This window comes from Stenotrophomonas sp. Steno-Z1 (assembly GCF_056393175.1).
Window position 1 is genome coordinate 1 of record NZ_JBWJPB010000008.1, and the last position, 25,238, is coordinate 25,238.

The 25,238-nt window shown below is 64.1% G+C and carries 25 protein-coding genes; 7 read left to right on the forward strand and 18 right to left on the reverse strand.

All coding sequences use genetic code 11. The annotated features are described in order from the left end of the window. Positions 1-222 precede the first annotated feature (222 nt). Genes rfbD through rfbB form a run of 4 tightly spaced genes read right to left on the reverse strand, consistent with a single transcriptional unit; the run spans position 223 to position 3,642 of the window. Entirely contained in the window at positions 223-1,116 is an 894-nt protein-coding gene (gene rfbD / locus AC06FD_RS16945) for a dTDP-4-dehydrorhamnose reductase (protein WP_478078411.1), read from the reverse strand. After that, the gene (gene rfbC, locus AC06FD_RS16950) at positions 1,113-1,670 is read right to left on the reverse strand and encodes a dTDP-4-dehydrorhamnose 3,5-epimerase (RefSeq protein WP_478078412.1); all 558 of its coding nucleotides are present in this window, start codon (positions 1,668-1,670) and stop codon (positions 1,113-1,115) included. The genes rfbD and rfbC overlap by 4 nt, the downstream gene beginning before the upstream one ends. After that, a complete protein-coding gene (gene rfbA, locus AC06FD_RS16955) occupies positions 1,667-2,554 on the reverse strand; it encodes a glucose-1-phosphate thymidylyltransferase RfbA (protein WP_394163806.1) in 888 nt (295 codons plus the stop codon). The genes rfbC and rfbA overlap by 4 nt, the downstream gene beginning before the upstream one ends. Positions 2,555-2,586: 32 nt before the next feature. Then, on the reverse strand, positions 2,587-3,642 hold the full coding sequence (rfbB, locus tag AC06FD_RS16960) for a dTDP-glucose 4,6-dehydratase (RefSeq protein WP_478078413.1): 1,056 nt from the start codon (positions 3,640-3,642) through the stop codon (positions 2,587-2,589). Between the two features lie 266 nt (positions 3,643-3,908). On the opposite strand from rfbB, the gene AC06FD_RS16965 reads away from it, so the two are divergent. The 6 genes from AC06FD_RS16965 (at position 3,909) to galE (ending at position 8,164) form a co-directional block, all read left to right on the forward strand. After that, the gene (locus AC06FD_RS16965) at positions 3,909-4,655 is read left to right on the forward strand and encodes an electron transfer flavoprotein subunit beta/FixA family protein (RefSeq protein ID WP_312236449.1); all 747 of its coding nucleotides are present in this window, start codon (positions 3,909-3,911) and stop codon (positions 4,653-4,655) included. Continuing rightward, complete coding sequence (locus tag AC06FD_RS16970; protein ID WP_394163803.1) at positions 4,655-5,593, forward strand: electron transfer flavoprotein subunit alpha/FixB family protein; 939 nt, start codon at positions 4,655-4,657, stop codon at positions 5,591-5,593. The genes AC06FD_RS16965 and AC06FD_RS16970 overlap by 1 nt, the downstream gene beginning before the upstream one ends. An 82-nt stretch (positions 5,594-5,675) precedes the next feature. Continuing rightward, positions 5,676-6,065, forward strand: coding sequence for a GtrA family protein (locus AC06FD_RS16975; protein ID WP_478078414.1), 390 nt, complete (start codon positions 5,676-5,678; stop codon positions 6,063-6,065). 4 nt (positions 6,066-6,069) lie between these two features. Continuing rightward, complete coding sequence (locus AC06FD_RS16980; protein WP_478078415.1) at positions 6,070-6,759, forward strand: glycosyltransferase family 2 protein; 690 nt, start codon at positions 6,070-6,072, stop codon at positions 6,757-6,759. A gap of 2 nt (positions 6,760-6,761) precedes the next feature. Then, entirely contained in the window at positions 6,762-7,130 is a 369-nt protein-coding gene (locus AC06FD_RS16985; protein WP_478078416.1) for a DUF2304 family protein, read from the forward strand. A gap of 26 nt (positions 7,131-7,156) precedes the next feature. Beyond that, the gene (gene galE / locus AC06FD_RS16990; protein WP_478078417.1) at positions 7,157-8,164 is read left to right on the forward strand and encodes a UDP-glucose 4-epimerase GalE; all 1,008 of its coding nucleotides are present in this window, start codon (positions 7,157-7,159) and stop codon (positions 8,162-8,164) included. Positions 8,165-8,229: 65 nt separating this feature from the next. Here galE and AC06FD_RS16995 read toward each other — a convergent pair whose 3' ends face one another. The 12 genes from AC06FD_RS16995 to AC06FD_RS17050 form a co-directional block, all read right to left on the reverse strand. Continuing rightward, positions 8,230-9,705, reverse strand: a complete 1,476-nt coding sequence (locus AC06FD_RS16995) for a hypothetical protein (RefSeq protein WP_478078418.1) — start codon at positions 9,703-9,705, stop codon at positions 8,230-8,232. A gap of 5 nt (positions 9,706-9,710) precedes the next feature. Further along, positions 9,711-10,781: a glycosyltransferase gene (locus tag AC06FD_RS17000; protein ID WP_478078419.1), complete on the reverse strand. Its 1,071-nt coding sequence runs from the start codon at positions 10,779-10,781 to the stop codon at positions 9,711-9,713. After that, entirely contained in the window at positions 10,778-13,531 is a 2,754-nt protein-coding gene (locus tag AC06FD_RS17005) for a glycosyltransferase (RefSeq protein ID WP_478078420.1), read from the reverse strand. The genes AC06FD_RS17000 and AC06FD_RS17005 overlap by 4 nt, the downstream gene beginning before the upstream one ends. A 26-nt stretch (positions 13,532-13,557) precedes the next feature. Continuing rightward, positions 13,558-14,595, reverse strand: a complete 1,038-nt coding sequence (locus tag AC06FD_RS17010) for a class I SAM-dependent methyltransferase (RefSeq protein WP_478078421.1) — start codon at positions 14,593-14,595, stop codon at positions 13,558-13,560. Positions 14,596-14,606: 11 nt separating this feature from the next. Continuing rightward, the gene (locus AC06FD_RS17015; RefSeq protein WP_478078422.1) at positions 14,607-15,188 is read right to left on the reverse strand and encodes a CatB-related O-acetyltransferase; all 582 of its coding nucleotides are present in this window, start codon (positions 15,186-15,188) and stop codon (positions 14,607-14,609) included. Then, positions 15,185-16,543 (reverse strand): ABC transporter ATP-binding protein, encoded by a 1,359-nt coding sequence (locus AC06FD_RS17020; RefSeq protein WP_478078423.1) that lies wholly within the window; start codon positions 16,541-16,543, stop codon positions 15,185-15,187. Before AC06FD_RS17020 ends, AC06FD_RS17015 begins: the two co-directional genes overlap by 4 nt. Beyond that, complete coding sequence (locus tag AC06FD_RS17025) at positions 16,533-17,363, reverse strand: ABC transporter permease (RefSeq protein WP_478078424.1); 831 nt, start codon at positions 17,361-17,363, stop codon at positions 16,533-16,535. The genes AC06FD_RS17020 and AC06FD_RS17025 overlap by 11 nt, the downstream gene beginning before the upstream one ends. Then, a complete protein-coding gene (locus AC06FD_RS17030; RefSeq protein WP_478078425.1) occupies positions 17,360-18,553 on the reverse strand; it encodes a cystathionine gamma-synthase in 1,194 nt (397 codons plus the stop codon). The genes AC06FD_RS17025 and AC06FD_RS17030 overlap by 4 nt, the downstream gene beginning before the upstream one ends. A 131-nt stretch (positions 18,554-18,684) precedes the next feature. Next, complete coding sequence (locus AC06FD_RS17035; RefSeq protein WP_394163782.1) at positions 18,685-20,055, reverse strand: pyridoxal-phosphate dependent enzyme; 1,371 nt, start codon at positions 20,053-20,055, stop codon at positions 18,685-18,687. A gap of 222 nt (positions 20,056-20,277) precedes the next feature. Continuing rightward, the gene (locus tag AC06FD_RS17040; RefSeq protein WP_259207122.1) at positions 20,278-20,496 is read right to left on the reverse strand and encodes an HP1242/YdcH family protein; all 219 of its coding nucleotides are present in this window, start codon (positions 20,494-20,496) and stop codon (positions 20,278-20,280) included. Between the two features lie 369 nt (positions 20,497-20,865). After that, the gene (locus AC06FD_RS17045; RefSeq protein WP_259207416.1) at positions 20,866-21,750 is read right to left on the reverse strand and encodes a hypothetical protein; all 885 of its coding nucleotides are present in this window, start codon (positions 21,748-21,750) and stop codon (positions 20,866-20,868) included. Positions 21,751-21,776: 26 nt separating this feature from the next. After that, entirely contained in the window at positions 21,777-22,178 is a 402-nt protein-coding gene (locus tag AC06FD_RS17050; protein WP_394163781.1) for a DUF4398 domain-containing protein, read from the reverse strand. Between the two features lie 97 nt (positions 22,179-22,275). Between AC06FD_RS17050 and AC06FD_RS17055 the strand changes: the two genes are divergently transcribed. Beyond that, on the forward strand, positions 22,276-23,409 hold the full coding sequence (locus tag AC06FD_RS17055; RefSeq protein WP_478078426.1) for a PilT/PilU family type 4a pilus ATPase: 1,134 nt from the start codon (positions 22,276-22,278) through the stop codon (positions 23,407-23,409). A 104-nt stretch (positions 23,410-23,513) separates the two neighbouring features. Here AC06FD_RS17055 and maiA read toward each other — a convergent pair whose 3' ends face one another. Both maiA and AC06FD_RS17065 read right to left on the reverse strand, forming a co-directional pair. After that, positions 23,514-24,191 carry a maleylacetoacetate isomerase gene (maiA, locus tag AC06FD_RS17060; protein ID WP_478078518.1) on the reverse strand — a complete coding sequence of 226 codons (678 nt, stop codon included), beginning with the start codon at positions 24,189-24,191 and terminating at the stop codon, positions 23,514-23,516. After that, positions 24,188-25,177, reverse strand: a complete 990-nt coding sequence (locus AC06FD_RS17065) for a fumarylacetoacetate hydrolase family protein (protein ID WP_394163780.1) — start codon at positions 25,175-25,177, stop codon at positions 24,188-24,190. Before AC06FD_RS17065 ends, maiA begins: the two co-directional genes overlap by 4 nt. Between the last annotated feature and the right edge of the window lie 61 nt (positions 25,178-25,238).

Sequence of the window (25,238 nt, forward strand, 5' to 3'; positions counted from 1 at the left end):
TCCGCGATATTCCAGTCGCTTCAGGCCTTCGATGAGGACCGGTACCACGTCGCGATCGGCGATCGCTCCTACGATTCCACACATGCGCGCTGTTCCATTCCAATCAAGAAAAAGAGATAACAATTTGCTTCAAGCGAACAGGGACCTCGGAATCGCGTGCCGGAGACACTTCCGCCGCATGGGCTTGTGCATCACGCAACAGGCCAATCGAGGCGAAGGCTGTCAGATCACGTCGGCAATAACACGCTCAAGCCCTTCCTGCCAGCTGGGTAGCATCAGCCCGAATTCACGCTCAAGCTTGCTCACATCCAAATGCGAATACGCCGGACGCCTGGCCGGGGTCGGGTAATCGGCGGTGGTGATCGCCTCTACCTTCGGCGCGCGCGCCAGCTTCCCAGCCGACACCGCCTCGGCGAAGATCGCTTCGGCAAACCCATGCCAGCTGGTTTCGCCCGTAGCGGTCAGGTGCCAGGTCCCCGACAGGCCACCGGCATGCTGCAAGGCCTGCGCGGTGACATCGGCAATCAGCGCCGCCGGGGTTGGCGTGCCGACCTGGTCGGCCACCACGCGCAGCACATCACGTTCGGCGCCCACGCGCAGCATGGTGCGCAGGAAGTTGGCGCTGTGCGAGGCATATACCCACGCGGTGCGGAAGATCAGGTGCCGGCCACCGGCGGCCCGGATCGCCTCTTCACCGGCCAGCTTGCTGGCGCCATACACGCCCAGCGGCGCGGTAGCGTCGTCCTCGCGGTACGGGCGGGTGCCCTGGCCGTCGAACACGTAATCGGTGGAGTAATGCACCAGCGGCACGCCCGCTGCCGCGCACCAGCGTGCGATCACGCCCGGTGCCTCGGCGTTGGCGCGCCAGGCCGCATCGCGGTCGTCCTCGGCGCGGTCCACCGCGGTGTAGGCGGCCGCGTTGACCACCACCTCCGGGCGCACGCGATCAAGCAGCGCTGCCAGCGACTCGGGCTGGTTGAAATCGGCCGTTTCGCAGGCGCTGCCATCGGGCAGGGTGCCACTGCGGGTGGTCGCCACGAGCGTCCCCAGCGGCGCCAGCGCGCGCTGCAGTTCCTGGCCGAGCTGGCCGTTGCCACCGAACAGCAGCACGGTCACGGCTGGTAGACCGGCAGGCGATCATCGGCGATGTCATCCAGGAGCGGCGCCGCCTCGTCCTTGCCCGACAGCGTCGGTGCGCTGATCGGCCAATCCACGGCGATGTCGGCATCGTTCCAGCGCACGCCGGCGTCGAAGTCCTTCAGGTACACCTCGGTGCACAGATAGCTGAAGACCGCTCGTTCGGAGAGCACCGCAAAGCCATGCGCGAAGCCTTCCGGGATCCAGAACTGCTTCTTGTTCTCCGCGCTCAGCACCACCGCCTCCCACTGGCCGAACGTCGGCGAACCACGGCGGATGTCCACCGCCACGTCATACACCTCGCCTTCCAGCACGCTGACCAGCTTGCCCTGCGGCCGCGGCCACTGGTAATGCAGGCCACGCAGCACGCCCTTGGCCGAGGTGGACACGTTGCTCTGCACGAACTTCGTCGGCAGCCCGTGCTGGCCAAAACGCTCGGCGTTCCAGGTCTCAAAGAAGAAGCCGCGCTCGTCGCCGAATACCGCCGGCTCGATCACCACGCAGCCCGGCAGCTTGGTCTCAATAATTTTCACGGCACCACTCCTCGTACAGCCAGTTTATGCAGGTACTGGCCGTAGCCATTCTTGATCAGCGGGGCGGCCAGCGCCTCCAGCTGCTCGGCGCTGATCCAGCCCTGGCCGAAGGCGATTTCCTCCGGGCAGCAGACCTGCAGGCCCTGGCGGGTCTGGATGGTCTCGATGAAGTTGGACGCTTCCAGCAACGACTGATGGGTGCCGGTATCCAGCCATGCATAACCGCGTCCCAGCGCTTCCAGATGCAGGTTGCCCTCGCGCAGGTAACGCTGGTTGAGATCGGTGATCTCCAGCTCGCCGCGCGGTGACGGCTTCAGCTCGGCCGCATGATGGCTGGCATTGCCATCGTAGAAATACAGCCCGGTCACCGCATAGTTGGACCGCGGGTTGGCCGGCTTCTCGACCAGGTCGATCACCTTGCCGGCCTTGTCGAACTCGGCCACGCCGTAACGCTCCGGATCGTTGACCCAGTAGCCGAACACGGTGGCGCCGGTATCGCGCTGGTCAGCATTGCGCAGCACTTCGCGCAGGCCGTGGCCGTGGAAGATGTTGTCGCCCAGTACCAGGCAGCTCGGCTTGCCGTCGATGAAGTCTTTGCCGATCAGGTACGCCTGCGCCAGCCCGTCCGGGCTCGGCTGCACCGCGTACTCGATGTTCATGCCCCACTGCGAGCCATCGCCCAGCAGGCTCTGGAACAGCGCCTGCTCGTGCGGCGTGTTGATGATCAGCACGTCGCGGATCCCGGCCAGCATCAGCACGCTGAGCGGGTAATAGATCATCGGCTTGTCGTACACCGGCAGCAGCTGCTTGCTGACGCCCTTGGTGATCGGATACAGGCGCGTGCCCGAACCGCCCGCGAGGATGATGCCCTTGCGTTGAGTCATGCGTTATTCCTCTGTCTGGTGATCACCGCCACTCAGGCGGTGTTGCCGATGCGCTGCAGGCGGTAGCTGCCGTCGAGCACGCCGTTGACCCATTCCTGGTTGTCCAGGTACCAGTCCACGGTGAAGCCGATGCCCTGCTCGAAGCTGTACTTCGGCTCCCAGCCCAGCTGGTCCTTGAGCTTGGAGGCATCGATCGCGTAGCGGCGGTCATGGCCGGGGCGGTCGGTGACGTACGTGATCTGGCTGCTGCGCGGCTGGCCGTCCTCGCGCGGGCGGCGCGCGTCGAGCAGCGCGCAGATGGCGTGCACCACCTCGATGTTCTGCTTTTCCGAGTTGCCGCCCACGTTGTAGGTCTCGCCGACCTGGCCCTTGGCCAGCACGGTGCGGATCGCTTCGCAGTGGTCGCTGACGAACAGCCAGTCGCGCACCTGCTTGCCGTCGCCATAGACCGGCAGCGGCTCGCCGGCCAGCGCCTTGGCGATCACCAGCGGAATGAGCTTCTCCGGGAAGTGGTACGGGCCGTAGTTGTTCGAGCAGTTGGTGGTCAGCACCGGCAACCCGTAGGTGTGGTGGAACGCACGCACCAGGTGGTCGGAGGCGGCCTTGGACGCCGAATACGGCGAATTGGGCGCGAACGGGGTGGTTTCAGTGAACTTGCCGGTCTCGCCCAGGGTGCCGTAGACCTCGTCGGTGGACACGTGCAGGAAACGGAACGCCGCGCCCTTGTCGGCCGGCAGCGCCTTCCAGTAATCGCGCACGGCCTCGAGCAGGGCCAGGGTGCCGACCACGTTGGTCTGGATGAAGGCACCCGGGCCATCGATGGAACGGTCCACGTGGCTCTCGGCGGCGAAGTTGAGCACCGCATCGGGCTGGTGTTCGGCCAGCAGGCGCGCCACCAGCGACGGGTCGCCGATGTCGCCGTGCACGAACACGTGGTCCGGGTTGCCGTCCAACGGCGCCAGGGTCTTCAGGTTGCCGGCATAGGTCAGCGCATCAAGGTTGACCACCTTGACGCCCTTGGCGACCGCTTCCAGGACAAAGTTTCCGCCGATGAATCCGGCTCCGCCGGTGACAAGCCATGTGGGCACTACCCGTTCTCCTGTTCGGTTCTAGAGTCTCCGGCCGCCAATGCAGCGCGCCGGATGAAGCGCTACAGGATACATGCGGGCCGTCTTCACGACTGCCTGCTGGACGTGAACGAAGACGACGGAATGCGCAGATTATGCCGCACCGCAGCATAACCATACGCATTCGCATGGTTGCCTCCGGCCAGTTAGAATCGCGGTCCCACCCCCGAACCGGTTGCTGTGAACAGAACCGGACGTTCCCCCGTTATTGAAGGATCCAGCACCAGATGAAAATCCTCGTCGCGTACAAGCGCGTGGTGGACTACAACGTCCGCATTCAGGTCAAGCCGGACGGTTCCGGCGTGGTCACCGACGGCGTCAAGCTGTCCCCCAACCCGTTCGATGAGATCGCCCTGGAAGAAGCGCTGCGTCTGCGCGACCAGGGCATCGCCACCGAAGTCGTGGTGGCCACCATCGCCCCCGCCGACGCCCAGGCCCACCTGCGCAACGGCCTGGCCATGGGCGCCAACCGCGCCATCCACGTGGTCACCGACCAGGCCATCCAGCCGCTGACCGCCGCGCGCACCCTGCTCAAGCTGGTCGAGAAGGAACAGCCGGACCTGGTCATCCTCGGCAAGCAGGCCATCGACGACGACGCCAACCAGACCGGCCAGATGCTGGCCACGCTGTGGGGCCGCCCGCAGGCGACCTTCGCCAGCAAGCTGCAGATCGAAGGCGGCAAGGCCACGGTCACCCGTGAAGTCGATGCCGGCCTGGAAACGCTGGAAGTGGACCTGCCGGCCGTGGTCACCACCGACCTGCGCCTGAACGAGCCGCGCTTCATCAAGCTGCCGGACATCATGAAGGCCAAAGCCAAGCCGATGGAAACCCTGCAGCTGGCCGACCTCGGCGTGGACGCCGCCGATACCTTCAAGACCACCCAGTACGCCGCGCCGGTCAAGCGCAGCAAGGGCGTAATGGTCAAGGACGCGGCCGAACTGGTCGCCGCACTCAAGCAGAAGGGGTTGCTGTAATGACCAAGATCCTCGTTGTCGCCGAGCACCACGACGGCAAGCTCAACGCCGCCACCGCCAAGACCGTCAGCGCCGCCGCCGCCATCAGCGGTGCCAGCATCGACGTGCTGGTGCTGGCTGCCGACCCGGCCGCCGCGGCCGCGGAAGCCGCCCAGCTGGCCGGCGTGGCCAAGGTGCTGACCGTGGCCAACCCCGCCAACGCGCAGGCGCTGGCCCAGGTGCTGGCCCCGCAGATCGCGCAGTTGGCCAAGGGCTACACCCACGTGTTCGGCCCGTCGACCACCTTCGGCAAGGACCTGATGCCGTGCGTGGCTGCCCTGCTGGGCGTCAACCAGGTCTCGGACCTGATGACAGTCGAAGGCAGCCACAGCTTCAAGCGCCCGATCTACGCCGGCAACGCCATCATCACCGTCGAGGTGCCGGCCGACCAGATCGTGGTCGCCACGGTGCGCGCGGCGTCCTGGCCGGAAGCGGCCAAGGGCGGCAGCGCCGCGGTGGAAGCGGCCAGCGTCGATGCGGCCCTGCCGACCCACACGCGTTTCGTCGGCCTGGCCGCCGGTGCGACCGACCGCCCCGACCTGCAGAGCGCCAAGCGCGTGGTCTCCGGTGGCCGTGGCGTGGGCTCGGAAGAGAACTTCAAGGTGATCTTCCAGCTCGCCGACAAGCTCGGTGCCGCCGTCGGTGCCTCGCGCGCCGCCGTGGACGCCGGCTATGTGCCCAGCGACCTGCAGGTCGGCCAGACCGGCAAGATCATCTCCCCGGAGCTGTATGTGGCCGTGGGCATCAGCGGCGCGATCCAGCACCTGACCGGGATCAAGGATGCCGGCACGATCGTGGCGATCAACAAGGACCCGGACTCGCCGATCTTCGAGATCGCCGATATCGGGTTGGTGGGTGATCTGTTCACATTGTTGCCGGAGCTGGAAGCGGCGCTGTAAGGGGCGCAACCTGCTGCAGACAACACCCAGACGGGGCGCCCATACTGGCGCCCCTTTCCTTTCCAATACCTGTGATCCCTACATGAGTGAACGTTTTCTCAGATTTCTGGTTTCGGGCGGCACTGCTGCTGTAGCGGAGTATCTGGTGTTCATCCTGTTGCAGGTGGCGCTGGGAGACCGCTGGTTGGTCCTCAGCCAGACGGCCAGCTTCGCCTGCGGTTTCCTTGCCAGCTTCCTTCTCAACCGCGGCTGGGTCTTCCGCAGCAGCGGCGCCGTGAAGACGGAACTGCTAAAGTACGGCCTGATCGCTGCGGTCAATCTCGTGGCGGGCAACGTTGCGATGCTGCTCTTGACCGGCCCTGCCGAACTGAACCAGTACGCATCCAAGCTGCTGGTGATGGTCTGTATCGCCGGCTGGAACTATCTGATTTTCTCAAAGCTGGTTTTCAAGCAGCGCACCGGCAAGGCGTGATCCCATGTCACTCGAATATACCAATGTCGCCATCGTGATCCCTGCCTATAACGAGGGCAGTGCGATCAAGGACACGATCCAGGCGATACCGCGCACCTTTCCGAATGTCATCGTCGTCGACGATGGCAGCCGTGACGACACGCGCGAGCGTGTGCTCGAAACGCGCGCGCGCCTGATCAAGCATCCCATCAACCTGGGCCAGGGTGCGGGACTGCAGACCGGCATCGACGCAGCGCTGCTTGATCCAACGATCGAGTACATCGTTACCTTCGACGCCGATGGCCAACACCGGATCGAGGACGTGCAGGACATGCTCGCTTATGCCGAGCAGCATCGGGTGCAGATCGTGATGGGCTCGCGCTTCCTCGGCAAGGCCATCAACATGCCAAAGATGAAGCGGGTGATCCTCAAGGCGGCCGTGTGGTTTTCCAACATCACCTCCGGTGTGCACCTCACCGATACCCACAATGGCTTGCGAGTGATCCACCGTTCGGCGGCGGAGCGCCTGAGGCTGGAACTTCCGGACTTCTCTCATGCGTCGGAGATCGTGGAGCGCATCGGCCAAGAGAAATTCAGCTATGCCGAGGTCCCGGTCACGATCATCTACAGTGAATACTCCCGCAGCAAGGGCCAGTCGATGATCAACGCCATCAATATCGCGTTCGATGCCATCCTCAGAAAAGTGATCAAATAACCATGCTCATTCGATTCCTGCTGATCGCATCGACAGTAACCATCGCCTGGCATTTCCTCTCCGCACGTGGCACGAGCCGGACGAATGCGTTCAAGAAGGTGCTGCTGATTGGATTCGTGGTAGCGGCGATCATCGCGATCCTGGTACCCGACAGTCTCACGACCCTGGCGCATCTGGTCGGTGTCGGCCGCGGTACCGACCTGCTGGTCTATGCCCTGGTGCAGGTGGTGGCGTTCCAGATGTTCAATACCTACGCCAAGGACAAACAGAACCAGCGGCAGATCGTGCACCTCGCCCGACGCATTGCCATCCTTGAGGAATTGAACGCGAAGCCCGGAGCAGTGGAAGCGATGCCCGATCGCGGCGAGTGAATTTACCTGCTTCAGGAGACAAAGCGTTGAGCAAGAAAATCCTGGTCACCGGTGGTGCCGGCTACATTGGTTCCCACACCTCGATTGCCTTGCTTGAAGCAGGGTACGAGGTAGTCATCGTGGACAACTTCAGCAACAGCGAGCGTTGGATTCCAGATCGAATCCGGCAGTTGTCCGGTAGCACAGTGCAGTGCATCGAACTGGATCTCAGGGACAGGGAAGCCACTTCCGCGTGTCTGCGCGAGATCGCCCCGAATGCGGTCATCCATTTCGGCGCGTTGAAATCGGTCGGCGAGAGCGTCGCCAATCCCCTGTCCTATTACCAGAACAACATCACCGGTACATTGAACCTCCTGCAGGCGATGCTCGCAGTCGAGTGTCATCGACTGGTCTTCAGTTCATCAGCCACGGTGTACGGCCATCCGGATCATTGCCCGATCCGTGAGGATGCGCCGCGCCACGCGATCAATCCGTACGGCCGCACCAAGCTGATGATGGAAGAGATCATTGCAGACGTAACCCATTCGGCCCCCGCCTTCCGCGCCGCGGTCCTGCGCTACTTCAATCCAGCCGGCGCTCATCCCAGTGGGCAGCTGGGTGAGCTCCCCAAAGGCGCCCCCAACAACCTCGTCCCGTTTATCGCCCAGGTTGCGGCAGGGTTGCGGCCGGAGGTCAGGATCTTCGGTAACGATTACGCTACCCGTGACGGCACCGGCGTGCGTGACTACATTCATGTGATGGACCTGGCTGCAGCGCATGTGTGCGCGGTCGACCGGCTGGAGCAGCATCCACAGGGAATCACGGTCAATCTGGGCACCGGAGCCGGCTACTCGGTCCTGGAGATCATCCACGCCTTCGCCGAGGCGTCCGGCGGCCCGATCCCGTATCAGTTCGTCGAGCGCCGTCCCGGCGATGCGGACGAATGCTATGCCGATCCAGAACTTGCACATCGGGTGCTCGGATGGGAAGCCCGGCATGGCCTTGCGCGCATTTGCGAGGATGCTTGGCGCTGGCAGCAGCACCAAGCGGGCTGAGCGCGGAAAGAAAGGCGGTTTCCGCCTCCCTTCCTGCAACTGCTTGGCAACGCAAAGCGGCTTACCTACGGTGCCGCCGCTGGCGGACTACCCCGCTCGTCAGCTGCTGCCGGCCGCCAGAAGCTGCTCCCCACCAGCAGGCGGCCCAACACCAGCATGACCAGCACCGCGCCCATCGGGGCGAGGAAGTAGTAGTAGCGGAAATCGTTGGCGACCGAGGTGGCGAATGGCAAGGCCATTTCCAGCAACAGGAGCATCGATACCACCCAGAGAGGGCGCATCGGCGGCGAGAACACCAGCACCAGCAGGATCAGCGCCAGCACCGGGATCAGATTCCACACCAGCAGGTTCTGCAGCGTCCCGCGCGTGTCCGACAGGCCGGTCACCACGGTCTTCTGCATCCGGGCAGTCCAGCTGGCCTTCTCGCCGGCTTCAAATGCGTCCAGCACCTGGCACTTGTCCGCATCCATTCCAAAGACCTTCGGGCAATCCTGCATCAGGCCGAGGTCGTAGAAGGTCATACCTCCGAAGTCTGTACTGGGCTGCAGCGTGGCCAGCATCATTTGCACCCTGTCCGAGCCGCATTGGGCGACATTGAGCAGGCAGAGCCGCACCGTCCGCCGGAGGATGGTCCGGTAGGCATCCTTGAGTTCATCCAGATCGGTCAGGATCACCTCATTCATCTGATAATCCGGCCGGTACTTGGCGGCATACTCCGGGCCAAACACATGATCGGCCAGGCGCCGATCAAAGCCGACATCGTTGGACGTGTAGCCACTACGGTTGCTGACCATGCCAAGGAAGGGATGCGACACGACACTGATCTTCAGTCGCATCATGTGCACGTCGTCATTTTTCATCAACGGACTTGACGCGACCGCAGACAAGCCAATGAAGCCAAGCAGCGCGAACAGGTAGGCACGCTTCAACAAGCGCGCGGCCCACAGCCGCCGAACACCGAACGCGAGTGGTACCAGCAGGAAGTTGATCGACATGCCATGACGGGTACCGACCAGCAGGAACAACGACAAGCCGAACAGGATTGCGTCCCCCCAACCTCCCGCTTGCTCCTCACGGTCCAGCCGGAACAACAGGCTAAGCGTGGCAATGAACAGCAGCGAGTAGGCTGACAGTACATCTTTCCAAATCACGCCGAGGTAGAGATAGGTACTGGGCAATGCGGCCCACAGCACCACCGCCGCCACGATCCATGACGGACGGGTGACGGCACGGCTGAGCAGGACCGCACTTCGCAGAAGCAATCCGCAGCAGAGGAGGATCTGCAGCGTGGTGTACACGCTGTACGACTCGAATGGCACCGCCAGCACACGGATCAGGAACGCATTCAGTGGCGGATGATAGGACGTGTATTCACCGCGCAGGGCTTCCTGCGTAATGAACAGCGTGTCATGCGTCGCAAAGCCCGGCCAGCTGAAGAAGCGCGCTACCACCGCGACCAGAAGCACGATCAGCACCAGCGCAAGTTCCACCCGCCGCTGGCCAGCATCCGAAAAAGCAACGGATGCGAGCCGGTTGTTCAAGGCAATCATTCTTTCCCCGGCCCGTACAGGGCACTGTTCCAACGAAGATCCACGCCTGACGCGAATCGAGAGACCATCACCTCACGGCTGCCTAGAGTGTTCGGCACGACAATACTGGTCTCGCCCTGGATCAGGGCGCCAAGCGCCTCTGCCCAACTTCCAGGATCATTATCCACCAGCAGGCGGTCGTTTTCCGCATCATCGACGTATGCCGGCACCGCGGACGCAAGGGTAGGAATGCCCAACGCGCGATAATCGAGCACCTTGATCGAACTCTTGAAGCGATTGAACTCGCTGTCGATCAACGGCGCAACGCCCAGATCGAAGTCGCGTTGATCGACCAACCACCGCACGAATGCTGGATAAGAAGCACCCACATGTCCGGGGATCTGCAGTACGTCCATCCAAGCGTGCGCCGCGGCAGCCTTGGCGTTTACCCCAATGAGGCTGAGCCTGACCTTGCCCGGATGCCGTCGATGGACCAGCTCGATGGCAGAAGCCAACAGGGCGAAGTCTTCATCGTGTGTCCGGGTCCCCATGTAGAGCACACGCAACACGCCATCGTTCATCCAGTCCCGCCTCGCCGATCCGGAGGACGCCCAGAGCACCGGATCCAGTGCGTTGGGCATCCACGTCGCTCCGGGATTGATGTCCTGCAACGCACGCTGCAGCCGCTGGGTGGAACACCAGATGACATCAGCCACCTCGACCGAACGGCGCACTGCGCGAATCATCCCCTGATAGCTGTCGCGTTCCGGGTGTTCATCCATCGCAAGAAGATTGTCGTCAAGATCGTAGACAAGTCGCGCCCCCACCGATGCAGCGATCGCCTTCAATGCGTCAACATCTTCGGCCGTAGGCACAGCGGTGCGACTCCACAGGATCACTCCCGGCTTGAACGCAGCCAACTCCTCCAGCAGCAGATAACGTACGTCGGCCGGGAACTGCTCGGTAAATGCGTGCAGGCGGATGCTTGCACAGGGCGACATGACAGTGCCGTATCGCTCCAACAGCACGGCGACTCGCTCGCTGTGTCCAGCCTGTCCCCGGACCACTCGCAGGTGCGATGCGCTCATGCCCCCTCTCCGTGGTAGATCGAATCGAGCCAGCCGCTCAACTTCGCCGCATTCTCCGCTGCGGTCGCCGACGGCGACAGCAGCAGCCCCTGCGAGTATGCCTCCAACCGCTCCGTGAACGCGCCCAGACGGTTGGCCGCGATCGGCAGCCCACTTCGGATCGCATGGGAAAGCGTATAGGAATAGGTTTCCGGCGCCTGGGAAAGGAACAGGAACGCATCCGGTGCGTACGCTGCGATCAATTCGTCCAGCGCTGATTCCTCGTAGGCGCCGCTGTAGCTGAAAGGCAGACGTCGATCGGTACCGCCCTGCGGATAGCCGATCAGGTGGAACTGCAGTGGATGATTCTCCGCCTGAGCCTCGGTGGCCAGCTGGATGAGCGAATGAAGGCCCTTGTGCGCCGCCATCACGCCCAGCAGGAGCACGCGATAGGGACGCTTGCCTTCGCCACGCGTCGGTTGCACCACCGCACCAAAAAGTTCCGGTTCGTGATAGCGCACGCCGACTGGCACGCGGGTATACCGCTGCATGCGCGCTGCCGCATCGCGGCTGGGCGCGATCACATCGGATGCTCCGAGTGCAGCCCATTCGTGGCCGGCCCGCCAGTTGCGGATATCCGACGCGCCGTTTGATGGGCGCTCGGCAATGCAGGCGTCACACCCGTTTGCATCGGGTTCGCCGCAGTAATTTCCCTGTGCATCGGTCAACGTGATCTGCGGGCAGATCGTGTAGTTGTCGTGTACATGGAACGAGTAGGCGATATCGGCAAGCGCGATCGCGCGCCGCACGGACGCACCGAAACCAACCAGATGGTGCAGCTGCATCGCCTGGGTTCCGGCCAGCAGCAGCAGGTTGGCCAGCTCCTGCGGGGTCCGGTAGCGGAAAGTGAACTCAAACGGGTCGAACAAAGATGGATGCACCACGCGCACCGTGCCGCCCTCGCCCTGCTCTTCGACCGGCCGCAGGATCAGTACTTCGCCGCTGTCGGCCAGCGCCGCTGCCGCCGCCTGCACTGCGCGCTCGGTACCGCCTCCCCAGGTATGGGTCATCAGCACGGTGACCGGGCGCCCACGCGCCCTCCAGGCATCGAACGACAGGCGGACGCGGCCGGCGAATCCCGGGTCCATCAGACAGAAGCGACTGACGCGTTGGCCGTAGTCGGGATAGCGCTCATCGATGATCTTCTGCGCGATGATCTTTCCAGGCTTGCTGTCATCGGCAAAGCTGACCTCACCGACGTGTTCGACGAACACGTCCATCGCCAGGCGATGACGGAAACCGGCCTGTGCCGAGCGCATGCAGAAATCATTCTCCTCACCGTAACCCTTGCCAAACGCTTCCGCATCGAACAGGCCGGCTTTCTCGAGTGCGGCCCGTGAGATGAGCATGCAGAAGCCGACACCGGTGGGGATATCGACCGACAGTCCCGCATTGGCCACGCGTGTGAGCGCATCGAGTGCAGGGGCATCCAGGCCTTCCGGCAACGCATTGGCGCCCAATACGGGGTAGCTGCAGATCGTCGCATTGTTGGAGAGCGCGGTGACCGAGCCGATCATCGCCTCCAGGTGGTTGACCATGCGGTCGACCCAATCGCCGCTGACGATGGTGTCGCTGTTAAGCAGCAGCGCACCCATACTGTCCTGCTGTGCCAGCGCATGCGCCATACCCGCGTTGACGGTGCGGACGAAGCCAAGGTTTTCCACGTTCTCGACCAGGCGGATATCCGTCTCGACCGCGGCGAGTTCACGCAGATACACGGTAACCTCGCGCTCGGGCGAGCAATCGTTGTAAATATGCAGGCGTATGCGCGTGCGGTTGTGCGAGCGCAGTACCGACTCGATGCAATTTCGTGTTTCCGCCAGGCCTCGATAGACCGGAAGGACGATATCCACCGTGCCCTCGCCTACCAACAGCGAACGTGCGGCAGGCGCCTCCAGGTCGGCCAGCGACAGCGGACGCTTCCCGAGCTCGCGCCCGTCTTGCCGCCCGATCGCGAGATAATGGGCCAGTGCGCTCATGCCCGAAGCGGCAACATCCGGGTTGGCATCCAGATACTGCCTCGCGTTGAATTCCGGACCCGGGCTGCGTCCCTCTGCAGCGCCATGCATCACAAAGTGCGAGAGGGGATCGGCACTGCCGATATCCGGATAGGTTTCGGCATACCACTCGGCCGCAAAATAGGGATTAGGCAGCCTGGCCTCGACGATGCCGTCATAGAGGAAATGCACCAACGGATTGGCGCCACTTGCCCGAACGTCCGGGTACTGCGCCAGATACCATTCCTGGTCGAACAACGGGTGGGGCGCGCCAGCAGCCCTGTAATCGGCCAGGTAGTATCCAAGCGCAGGAAGCAGGACGCGGTTGGATCGGTCGCTGCGCCTGCAATGACGCGGGTCGAACCACGGGCATGGCGCGAGCCCGATCCGATCACCGATCAGCACGTACTGGACAAGAGCATCGAGCGGAGGCGCTTTCAGGCCGAAGCGCGCGCAATACCAGACCGGGTCGAATAGCGGGCTGGGCGACTTTCCTTCGTCATTTCCGTAGGAAAGAAAATGGCTCGGCCCCTCTGCAGCGCGGTCGGGAGTGCGCATGATGAACCGCGCATACCAATGCCAGTCGCAGACGCGTGCGCGCCGGACGATCATCAGCTTGATGCGATCCGGGACGTGCGCGAACCAGTTGATGGACAGCACCTTGGCCGCCACCCGTTTCAGGCCACGCTTGAGTAAGCTCTTGTCGATTGCCATGTAGGTGCCTTCGCTGTACGTATCGATCAGCGGCCGGCCAGACGACGCCACCAGGGGCGCATCAAGTGGCCTAGCTTGCGATCCTGCTCATCCAGGCGGGGAGCAACGGACGCCACCATGTGGGCCACGGATGCTTCCCGTGACTGCTCCAGCGATTGCCGCATGCTGTTCACTTCCTCCACGACACGACGCTCCAGCAACGAAAGACCCTGGGCGAGCGCGGGAAGCTGGGACTCAACGACGGCGTAGTGCTCCTCGGTGGCATCATTGCTCCTGTCGAGCAAAGCGCGCAGGCGTTCCTGTTCCGCATTGAGCCGGCCGATCTCGCCGTGGGCGGCGGCCAGTCCACTGTTGACGCGCTCGATCTCCTCGACGTTCTTGATATTGCGGCCTAGCGCGTCGAACAATCCGTTTATCGGCGCGAAGCCCCGTTCGCGGGAAGCTTCGGCCAGCTGCAGCAGCGCTTGCGGCTGCTCCTCGCCGACCAGCAGTACGCCCAGCCCGTGGGTGTGGCTGAATTCGAAAGACGGGAACTGGGTGGATATTTCGCTCCAGTACTGCCAGACACCGAAGCCACGCTCGCGCACGCAGCTGTCGTGGAAGAGAACCACCGCACGCGGGGACAACTTGCTGCGCCAGGTTTCGAAATCCTCGCGCACCGCTTCGTAGGTATGAAGGCCGTCAACATGCAGCAGGTCGATCGAGCCATCGGCGAAATACTCCAGCGCCTGATCGAAGCGCATGCGCATCATCTCGGAAATACCAGCGTAGTGCCGCTGCTGGTAATCACGCAGTTCGGCATAGATCTCATCGCCGTAGAAGCCGGCGTGTTCGTCGCCCTGCCAAGTGTCGACCGCGAAGACACGTGCACTGATCTGTTGAGCCTCAACCGCCTGGCAGAATGCCAGGAACGACGCGCCGTTATGCGTGCCCAACTCGACGATACGTTGAGGACGCAGGACTTCCAGCAACCAGCTGGCAAACGGAATGTGCCCCAGCCATGCACTGTGGGGCAGCTTTCTGGGCGTCATCAGCATGCTGGGCGACAACGAAAAATCGATCATCTTGGTCTCTATCACGAAAGCGACGCCGAAACGTCCGGATCGGCCAATGCGGCCGCAATGAAGGCGTCGATATTGGGGCTGCACAGCAGTGCCTCATATCGCTTTATCCTGTCCACTGGCCAGTTCCACCAGGAAATGCGCAGCAGCTGATGGATCTGTGTCTCGCTGAATCGCATGCGTACCACCCGGCCGGGGTTTCCAGCGACGATACTGTAAGCAGGAACGTCCTTGCTGACCACGGCGCCAGCGCCGATGCACGCACCATCGCCGACGGTGACGCCAGACAGCACCAGCGCACCGTGGCCAATCCATACGTCGTTGCCGATACGCGTGGCGCCCTTGCTGTGCGGGTGTCCGTCCTGCCCCGCCCCCGGCGAGTTGAATGCGATCCGCACCGGGTGGGTCGTCACCCAATCCACCCGGTGCTCGCCTCCACCAAAGATCAGCACGGACTCGGCGAACGAGCAGAATGCCCCCACTTCGACCCGCTCACCGGCGCTCCACAGCTTGAACGTGGCACCGCCATAGCTGAAACGACCAATGGTGACCCTTGGATCATCCGTGGTCAGCGGCGGGATGAAGCCGTGGTTCATTCGATGCTCCCCACCCGCTTCATGGTGACCTCGTCAAAGGGAATGCCAACCAGGCCATAGCGGAGTTTGGGTGACGCGACCTTGATAAGCACCGCGTCATGCAACCAGGCGTGCTGGGTATTGGCAAACGGGTCGCCATCCGCGATGGAGACTGTCATGGAGTAATCGCCGTTGGGCAGCATGGGCAGCGTGAAGCGAAAGCTGGCTTCCAGAGTCGTGCCGGCTTCGACCTGCATGGGCGGCTGCACATAGGTGAATGTGTGCTCGCCAAACAAAGACTGGCCGAGGCGATCCTTAACAAAGAAGCCGATAAGCGGACTGGAAAGCGGCTGGTGCGCAGTTGCGCGCACCCTGAGGAGGACGTCCTCACCACCAGCAAAGGATGAAAGTGGTTCGCCATCCAGCGTGCTGAGGACGACCGAATCGATACTGGCCACACCGGATTGCCACCCCGCCGCGTTGGCGACGTTATCGAACATCTCCAGCCGGGTGTCCTTCTCCACCTTCGGCTTGGGCTTACCCACCGGCGGCGACGCCTCGCGCGACGCTTGGCGCGAGGTGAGCTTCACCGAATCGCCATAGACTTCTTGCGAGCAGTACTCGATGTATGCATTGCAGGTTTCTTCCGCCGAGCCATGCATCAGCATGTCACCGCGATTGAGCCATACCGCGCTCTGGCAGAAATTCAGCACCGACGAAGTATCGTGACTGACGAAAAGCAGCGTGCCGTTCTCGCGGAACTTGCGCAGGAAACGCATGCACTTCTGCACGAAGATGGCATCGCCGACGGCCAGCGCTTCGTCAATCACCAGAATGTCCGCATCGACATGGGCGATGACTGCGAACGCCAGGCGTACATACATACCGCTGGAGTACGTCTTGACGGGCCGTTCGACGAATTCGCCGATATCGGCGAAAGCTACGATGTCGTTGAAACGCGCGTCGATCTCCTCACGGGTCAAGCCAAGAATCGACGCACTGAGATAGACGTTTTCCCGGCCCGTGAACTCGGGATTGAAGCCCGCGCCAAGTTCCAGCAGTGCCGCCACGCGGCCATTGACCTCCACCGTGCCGGAGGTGGCCTGCAAGGTGCCGCAGATGATCTGCAGCAGGGTTGATTTTCCTGAGCCGTTGCGGCCGATGATCCCAACCGTGTCGCCCCGACGCACTTCAAAGTCAACACCCTTGAGCGCCCAGAACTCCTGGAAATACGAGCACGGTGCCAATCCGATTGCGCGGCGAAGGCGTGGCATGATCGCCTGACGGAGGCGCTGGTGGGGTTGATCGTAGATCTGAAAGCACTTGGTGACCCCGGAAACCCGGATAGCCACATCGTGCGGGGCATCAGAGGACATCGGCAAACCCCCTACGCATTTTCTGGAAGGCGGCAAACCCCATCCACGCCACAAGCATCGCACCTAAGGCGTACTTGCCCAATCCGATCAAGTTTGGCGCATGTCCCCACAGGAGAACCTCACGCGATTGTTCGATAATGAAGGTCAACGGATTCAGGTAAATATATGGACGCAGGCGCTCGGGAAGTGCTTGGACCGGGTACAGAACCGGCGCCATGAAGAGCATCACTGTTGTCAAAATGCCGGTCACCTGGCCGATATCGCGCAGATACACCCCAAAGGCAGCAAGCAGCCACGACACCCCTACAGTGCCGACCACCAGAGGCAGTATCACGACCGGCAGCCACAATGCCGTGACCGGTATGGAACCACGGAGGAGCACCTGCGCAATCAGCAGCACCAGGATGGAGACCGAGGAATGGAACAGCGTTGCTCCCATGGCCACCCAAGGAAGAGTTTCCAACGGGAAGATCACCCGTTTTACGTAACTGCTGTTGTTGAGTACCAGCCCAGGTGCGCGATTTACGCACTCTGCAAATACGCCGTGGACAATGATTCCGACGAACAGGATGACGGCGAAATCACCGTGTCCCGTCGTGTCCAGGCCCCAGCGCGCCTTGAACACCACCGAAAATACAAACGTGTACACCGCCAACATCAGCAAGGGATTGAAGAAGGACCACGCCAGCCCAAATACGGAGCCACGATATCGGCTCACTACGTCACGCCGGGTCAACTGCCAGACAAGCATGCGATTGGAGATCAGGCTTCTCGCCAGCGCCATCGGCGAGCTGCCAAATTCAGTGTGAATGCCACTCATCCGGCTGCTTCCGCCAGCGCCTGCTCCAGATCCACCTGCAGATCCCCCAACTCCTCAACCCCCACGCTCAGCCGCACCAGCGCATCGCTGATGCCCAGCTGCGCGCGGCGCTCCACCGGGATCGACGCATGCGTCATCACCGCCGGGTGGTTGACCAGGCTTTCCACCCCGCCCAGCGATTCGGCCAGGGTGAACAGCTCGGTCTTCTCGCAGAAGCGCTTGGCCGCCTCGTAGCCGCCCTTGAGCACGATCGAGACGATGCCGCCGTAGCCGTTCATCTGGCGCGTGGCCAGCTCGTGCTGCGGGTGGCTGGTCAGGCCCGGGTAGATCACCTTTTCCACTGCCGGGTGGGTGTCCAGCCACTGGGCCAGGGCCAGCGCGTTGGCGCAATGGGCCTTCATGCGCAGCGGCAGGGTCTTCAGGCCGCGCAGGGCCAGGAAGCTGTCGAACGGGCCCTGCACGCCCCCGATGGAGTTCTGCAGGAAGGCCATCTGCTCGGCCAGCTCGGCGTTGTCGCCGACCACCACCATGCCGCCGACCATGTCCGAGTGCCCGTTGAGGTACTTGGTGGCCGAGTGCAGGACCAGGTCGGCGCCCAGTTCCAGCGGGCGCTGCAGCATCGGCGAGGCGAACGTGTTGTCGACCACCACGATCAGGCCATGGCGCTTGGCGATGGCGGCCACCGCGGCGATGTCCACGATCTTCAGCATCGGGTTGGTCGGGGTTTCGATCCAGACCATCTTCGTCTGCGGGGTGATCGAGGCCTCGAAGGCGGCCAGGTCGGTCAGGTCGACGAAGCTGAACTGCAGGTTGGCGGTGCGCTTACGCACGCGCTCGAACAGGCGGAAGGTGCCGCCGTAGATGTCGTCCATCGCCACCACGTGGCTGCCGGCATCCAGCAGTTCCATCACCGTGGCGCTGGCGGCCATGCCCGAGGCGAACGCGAAGCCGCGGCTGCCGCCTTCCAGGGAGGCCACGCAGCGCTCGTAGGCGAAGCGGGTGGGGTTGTGGGTGCGCGAGTACTCGAAGCCCTGGTGCTGGCCGGGGCTGGACTGGGCGTAGGTGGAGGTCGCGTAGATCGGCGGCATCACCGCGCCGGTGCTCGGATCCGGCGACTGCCCGCCGTGGATGGCCAGGGTAGCCAGGGCAAGCGCACGGTTGCCGTGCCCGGAGGAAGCGTGGTCGGACATGTTGTTTCCCAGCAATGGAGGGCCCCGGAAGGGGCTCCCGCAAAAGGAGCGGAAGTCTATCAGCGGCGGCTTAATCGGCCGTTGACGCGGATAAACGCTGATTCACGGCGGCGCCGGCCGGCGCCGGGCGGTTACTGAACCCGGCGCCGCAGGTAGTTCAGCAGGTCGATCCGGGTGATCAGGCCCAGGAAGGTGCCGCCGTCCATGACGATGGCGACCTGGCCGCGGTCGAACACCGGCAGCAGGGCCTCGATCGGCGACTTCACGTCCAGCCGGTCCAGCTTGCTGACCATCGCGGTGGCGACCGGGTCGCGGAAGCGGGCTTCGTCCCCGTAGACATGCAACAGCACGTCGCTTTCGTCCACGATGCCGACCAGCTGGTCGCCGTCCATCACCGGCAGCTGCGACACGTCATACAGCTTCATGCGCTGGTAGGCGGTGGTCAGCAGGTCGTTCGGCCCGATCACGACGGTGTCGCGCTGGCCGTACGGACGCAGGATGAGGTCGCGCAGGTCGCCCGACTGCGGGCGCTCCAGGAAGCCGTTGTCCAGCATCCAGTAGTCGTTGTACATCTTGGACAGGTACTTGTTGCCGGTGTCGCAGACCAGCACCAGCACCTTCTTCGGGGTGGTCTGCTCCTTGCAGTACTTCAGCGCGGCGGCCAGCAGGGTGCCGGTGGACGAGCCACCGAGGATGCCTTCCTTGCCCAGCAGCTCGCGCGCGGTATGGAAGCTCTCGGCGTCGCTGATTGCGTAGGCCTTGGTGACCCGGCTGAAGTCGGCGATCGAGGGCAGGAAGTCCTCGCCGATGCCTTCCACCAGCCAGCTGCCGGACTTGTCGTTGAGCACGCCGTCGTTGATGTACTCGGCCAGGATCGAGCCGACCGGGTCGGCCAGCACCAGCTCGGTCTTGGGCGAGGCGGTGGCGAAGGCGCGCGACAGGCCGGTCATGGTGCCCGAGCTGCCGCAGCCGAACACGATCGCGTCCAGGTCGCCGTCCATCTGGGCCAGGATTTCCGGGCCGGTGCCGAATTCATGCGCGGCCGGGTTGTCCGGGTTGCCGAACTGGTTGATGAAGTAGGCGCCCGGGGTTTCCTCGGCCACGCGCTTGGCCATGTCCTGGTAGTACTCCGGATGGCCCTTGGCCACGTCCGACCGGGTCAGGCGCACTTCGGCACCCATCGCCTTGAGGTTGAAGATCTTCTCGCGGCTCATCTTGTCCGGCACGACCAGGATCAGCTTGTAGCCCTTCTGCTGGGCGACCAGCGCCAGGCCCAGGCCGGTGTTGCCGGCGGTGCCCTCGACCAGGGTCGCGCCCGGCGCGAGCTCGCCCCGCTTTTCAGCCGCTTCGATCATCGACAGGCCGATGCGGTCCTTGATCGACCCTCCGGGATTGGCGCTTTCGAGCTTGAGGTAAAGCTCGCAGACGCCGGTGTCCAGGCGCTGGGCCTTGACGATCGGGGTCTGGCCAATGAGGTCGAGTACGGAGGAGTGGATTGCCATCGGTTCACATCGATTCGCGCCGCAAGGCGGCCGGACCGGTGATTATCCGACGGTTGGCGTCGAAAGTCAGGTTGCCGCGCTCCAGAGCCGGTGCCCGGCGGGAAACGCACGCACGTGCCGGCCCGGAAAGAGCGACGCGGACGGCGCCCGTCGACGAGGAGACGGACGCCGCCCGCGGCGGTCGGTGGCGGGTGCCGGCGGCAGGCCGGCACCCTTGAGGCGTCAATGCGTGGGGGAGTTGTACATCCTTTCCAGCTTCTGCTTGGCCAGCAGCTTCTCACGCTTCATCTGGCCCAAGGTGAGATCGTCTATCGGAAGTACACCCAGCTGGGCATCCGTGCACTTTTTATTCAACTTCTGGTGCCGCTCGTAAAGTGCCTTGAATTCCGGGTCACGCTTGCGGCGTGCATCGATCTCGCTCTGGGGCTGACCTTCGAACATGATGAACCTCCTATCGCTGTCTTGCAGAAACAAGAACGCCCCGGCCTTACGGCACGGGGCGTTGCTTTTGGGCGGAGCGCCAGACGATGACCGCGACCGAACCCGCGTGCGCAACCGGGACTGCCCGGACTGCAGACTGCTGTGGTTCGTGCCCTCGGTTCATCGGCCCGGCCCTCCAATCGTCCGGGTCGCGGAAGGCAACCCGGACAACTGACCCTACGCTTGGTCGGGAGGGTCTTCAAGCGTTTCATTTGAAATGGTCGACGCGTGCCAGCAAAGGTTCAGGCTGAACACGCAGAACAACGAAAATTAAACGAAAACAAGAAGTTGCGTCACAACCATCGGTCATGACCGATCCCTCGTCCGGCATCAGGGCGCGATGATCACCTCGGCCGAGCGGGCCTTGGTGGCCGCGGCCTTCTTGCCGCTCACCTGCAACCGGCTGGCGCTGACGCCTGCGGCCACCAGCGCATCGCGCAGCGCCTGGGCGCGCTGTTCGCCGACCCCGGCCGCGGCGTCGTAGGCCTCGATCCGGACCCGGCCCTTCTTGCCGATGTTCAGGTATTCGGCCAGCGCCTTGGCCTGGCCCTTGGCGCCACCGGACAGGCTGCCCTTGCCGGCCGCGAAGGCATCGCCATTGAAGGTGAAGACTTCGCCACGGGTGTCGAACTTCGAGCCCGGCAGCTTGCTGCCCGCCACCAGTTCGGCTTCCTCGCGGGCCAGCTTGGCCGCGCTCTGCTGGGCTGCGCTGAGCCGGGCGGTCTGCTTGCCGGCCACGCTGGTCAGCGCGGTCTCGGCGTCCTGGCGGGCCAGCGCCTCCTGCTCGGCGGCCAGGCGCAGGCGCTCGCTTTCCTCGGCCTGGATCTGCGCCTGCACGCGCAGGCGCTCGGCCTCCTGGCGGGCGCGCTGGGCGTCGCGGCGGCTGGCCTCGATCAGCAGCTCGCTGCGGGTGCGCTCAAGCTGGTCGACCTCGCGCTGGGCCAGGGCGGCGCGCACGCTGGTTTCGGCGATTTCGACCCGGCGCTCGGCCAGGTAGCGGGCCTGGTCCAGGTCGCGGCGCTTGGCCTTGGCCAGCTCGGCCACGGCCTGCTGGGCCTGCAGGCGCTCGAAGGCGGCCAACTGCGACGCATCCGGGTTGGCCTGGATGGCCATCAGGCGCTGGGTGAGCTGGGCCACGGCCGGGTCTTCGGCGGCCTGGGCGAGCAGCGGCAGGGCCAGGCCGGCGGCCAGCACCAGGGTGGACGCGCGCAGCATGCGCGACTTCTTCGGTGCGACGGTCATCAACGGTTCTCCCCGGTGGCGAGCTGGCGTTGCAGCTGGGTCACCTCATTGCGGCGCAGTTGCAGCTGGGCGGTGGCGGTGGCTTCTTCGCTGCGGGCGCGGGCCAGGTCGGCATCCACCGTGGCGCGAACGGCCAGGGCCGGGGCGTTCTTGCGCTCGCGGCGGTCACCGGCGGCGCGCTGCGCCTGTTCCAGCCCTTGCCGGGCCACGGCGATCAGGTCCGGGGCGTACTGGTCGGCATCGGCCTGGGTGGCCTTGTCGACCGCTTGCCGGGCCTGCATCAGCTCCAGCGCGCCCTCCTGGGCCTGGGCGGTACCGGCGAACGCGAGTGTGCACACCGTCACGCATATCAGCAGGGTGAGGTACGGGACACGTCGTATTTGTGCGAAGCTAGGATTCATTGGGGGTGCCGTCGCCAGAAGTAGGAGCGCGGCCATTGTCGGAAGCCTGCGGCGTGCTTGCAATGGCACGCGGCCGATTGTTGGGGAAACATTTCGCATGGATATCGGCTATTTCCTGAAGCTGATGACCGAAAAGAACGCGTCGGACATGTTCTTGACCACCGGAGCCCCGGTCTACATCAAGATCGAGGGCAAGCTGTACCCGTTGGGCAACACCGGCCTGCCGCCGGGCATGGTCAAGAAGATCGCCTACTCGCTGATGGACGAGGGCCAGGTGCCCGAGTTCGAGCGCGAGCTGGAGCTCAACATGGCCATCGCCCTGCCCGACGCCGGGCGCTTCCGCGTGAACGTCTTCAAGCAGCGTGGCGAGGTCGGCATGGTGATCCGTGCGATCCGCAGCAAGATCCCCAGCATCGAAGAGCTCAACCTGCCGCAGGTGCTCAAGGACGTCATCATGACGCCGCGCGGGCTGGTGCTGGTGGTCGGCTCGACCGGTTCGGGCAAGTCGACCTCGCTGGCGTCGATGATCGATCACCGCAACAGCACCACGACCGGGCACATCCTCACCATCGAGGACCCGATCGAGTACCTGCACAAGCACAAGATGTCCATCGTCAACCAGCGCGAGGTGGGGCTGGATACGCATGCCTTCCACAATGCGCTGAAGAACGCGATGCGAGAAGCGCCGGACGTGATCCTGATCGGCGAAATCCTGGATGCGGAAACCATGGAGGCGGCCATCGCCTTCGCCGAGACCGGGCACCTGTGCCTGGCCACGCTGCACTCCAACAACGCCGACCAGACGATCGAGCGCATCCTCAACTTCTTCCCGGAAAGCGCGCATCGCAACGTGCTGATGAACCTGTCTTTGAACCTGCGCGCGGTGGTGTCCCAGCGCCTGGTCAAGGGCAAGGACGGGCGCCGCCTGCCGGCCACCGAGGTGTTGATCAACACCCCGATGATCCGCGACCTGCTGCGCCGCGGCCAGGTGCACGAGGTCAAGGCGGCGATGGAAGCCTCGCTGGAAGAAGGCATGGAGAGCTTCGACCAGTGCCTGTTCCGGATGGCCAAGAACGGCATCATCGAGCAGGAGGAAGCGCTGCGCGCGGCCGACTCGCGCGATGGCCTGGCGTTGAAGTTCCGCCTCTCCGAAGGCGGCAGCGGCGATCACGATCCGTACGCGGACTTCTCGGCCAACAGCGCACCGTCGGCGATCACCCACGGCTTCTGAGGGGGGCGCGGAGCCACGCATGGCGTGCCTCTGCCGATACCGGTTTCGAACAATGATGTTGGGAGCCGGCCAACGGCCGGCACGACCGCCTCCGTTGCCGCCGGTCAGGCGGCGTCGGGCTGGTGTTCCGGGCGCGCGGCGTCGAAGGCTGGCAGGGCCAGGCAGGCCGCGTCGATCCGGGCCAGGGTCGGGTACGGCGCCATGTCCACGTTGAAGCGCCGCGCGTTGTACAGCTGCGGCACCAGGCAGCAGTCGGCCAGGCCGGGGCTGTCGCCATGGCAGAAGCGCCCGGTATCGACCGATTCGACCAGCATCCGCTCCATGGCCTCGAAGCCTACCTGCAGCCAGTGCCGGGTCCAGTCGTCGCGCTCGGGCTGCGGCACGCTCCAGGTATCGCTGAAGAACTGCATCACCCGCAGGTTGTTGAGCGGGTGGATGTCGCAGGCCAGCAGTTGCGCCAGCGCACGCACCCGCGCCCGCCCGGCGGCATCGTCGGGCAGCAGCGCCGGCAGCGGGAACACCTCGTCCAGGTAGTCCAAGATCGCCATCGACTGGTGCAGCACCTGGCCGTCATGCCGCAGCGTGGGCACCAGTTCCTGCGGGTTCAGCGCGGCGTAGCCTTCACTGTGCTGCTGGCCACCGTCGCGCAGCAGGTGCACCGGGGTGATCCGGTACGGCAGCTGCTTGAGGTTCAACCCAATCCGCACGCGATAGGCGGCGCTGGACCGCCAGTAGCTGAACAGTTCGATCGCGGTGTCTGCGCTGGCGGCGGTGGCGTTCAGGGCTTGGCGGCCTGTTCGATGCGCTGCTCGATGGCCCCGAAGATGCTCTCGCCGGCGGCGTCGAGCATTTCGATGCGGACCACGTCGCCGAAGGACATGAACGGCGTGCTCGGCTTGCCGTCGCGGAGGGTTTCCACGGTGCGCTGCTCGGCGAAGCACGAGGCCCCCTTGCTGGTGTCCTCGTTGGCGATGGTGCCCGAGCCGACGATCGCACCGGCGCCCAGCGGGCGGGTCTTGGCCGCATGCGCGACCAGCTGGGCGAAGTTGAACTGCATGTCCACGCCGGCTTCCGGGGCGCCAAACCATTCGCCATTGATATGGGTCAGCAGCGGCAGGTGCACCTTGCTGTCCTGCCAGGCCTCGCCCAGCTCATCGGGGGTGACGAATACCGGCGACAGCGCCGAGCGCGGCTTGGACTGCAGGAAGCCGAAGCCCTTGGCCAGCTCGCCCGGGATCAGGTTGCGCAGCGAGACGTCGTTGACCAGGCCGACCAGCTGGATGTGGCCGGCGGCCTGTTCCGGGGTCACCGCCATCGGCACGTCGTCGGTGACCACCACGATCTCAGCCTCCAGGTCGATGCCGTACTCCTCGCTGACCACCTTGACCGCGTCGCGCGGGCCGTAGAACCCGGCGCTGGTGGCCTGGTACATCAGCGGGTCGGTGTAGAAGCTCTCCGGCACCTCGGCGCCACGGGCACGGCGCACGCGCGCCACGTGCGGCAGGTAGGCGCTGCCGTCCACGAACTCATACGCCCGCGGCAGCGGCGCGGCCAGCGCCTGCAGGTCGATGTCGAACACGCCGTCGGCGCTGCCATCGTTGAGCGATTCGTACAGCGCGTTCAGGCGCGGCGCCAGGTGGCTCCAGTCTTCCAGCGCCTGCTGCAGGGTGGTGGCGATGCCGGTGGCGCGCACGCCATGGCGCAGGTCGCGCGAGACCACGATCAGGGTGCCGTCGCGGCCGCCTTCCTTCAAAGAACCAAGCTTCATGGGTGGGTATCCGGGATCGCGAAAATAGGTTTCAAGTGTAATCAAATGCGCGACACGGTCA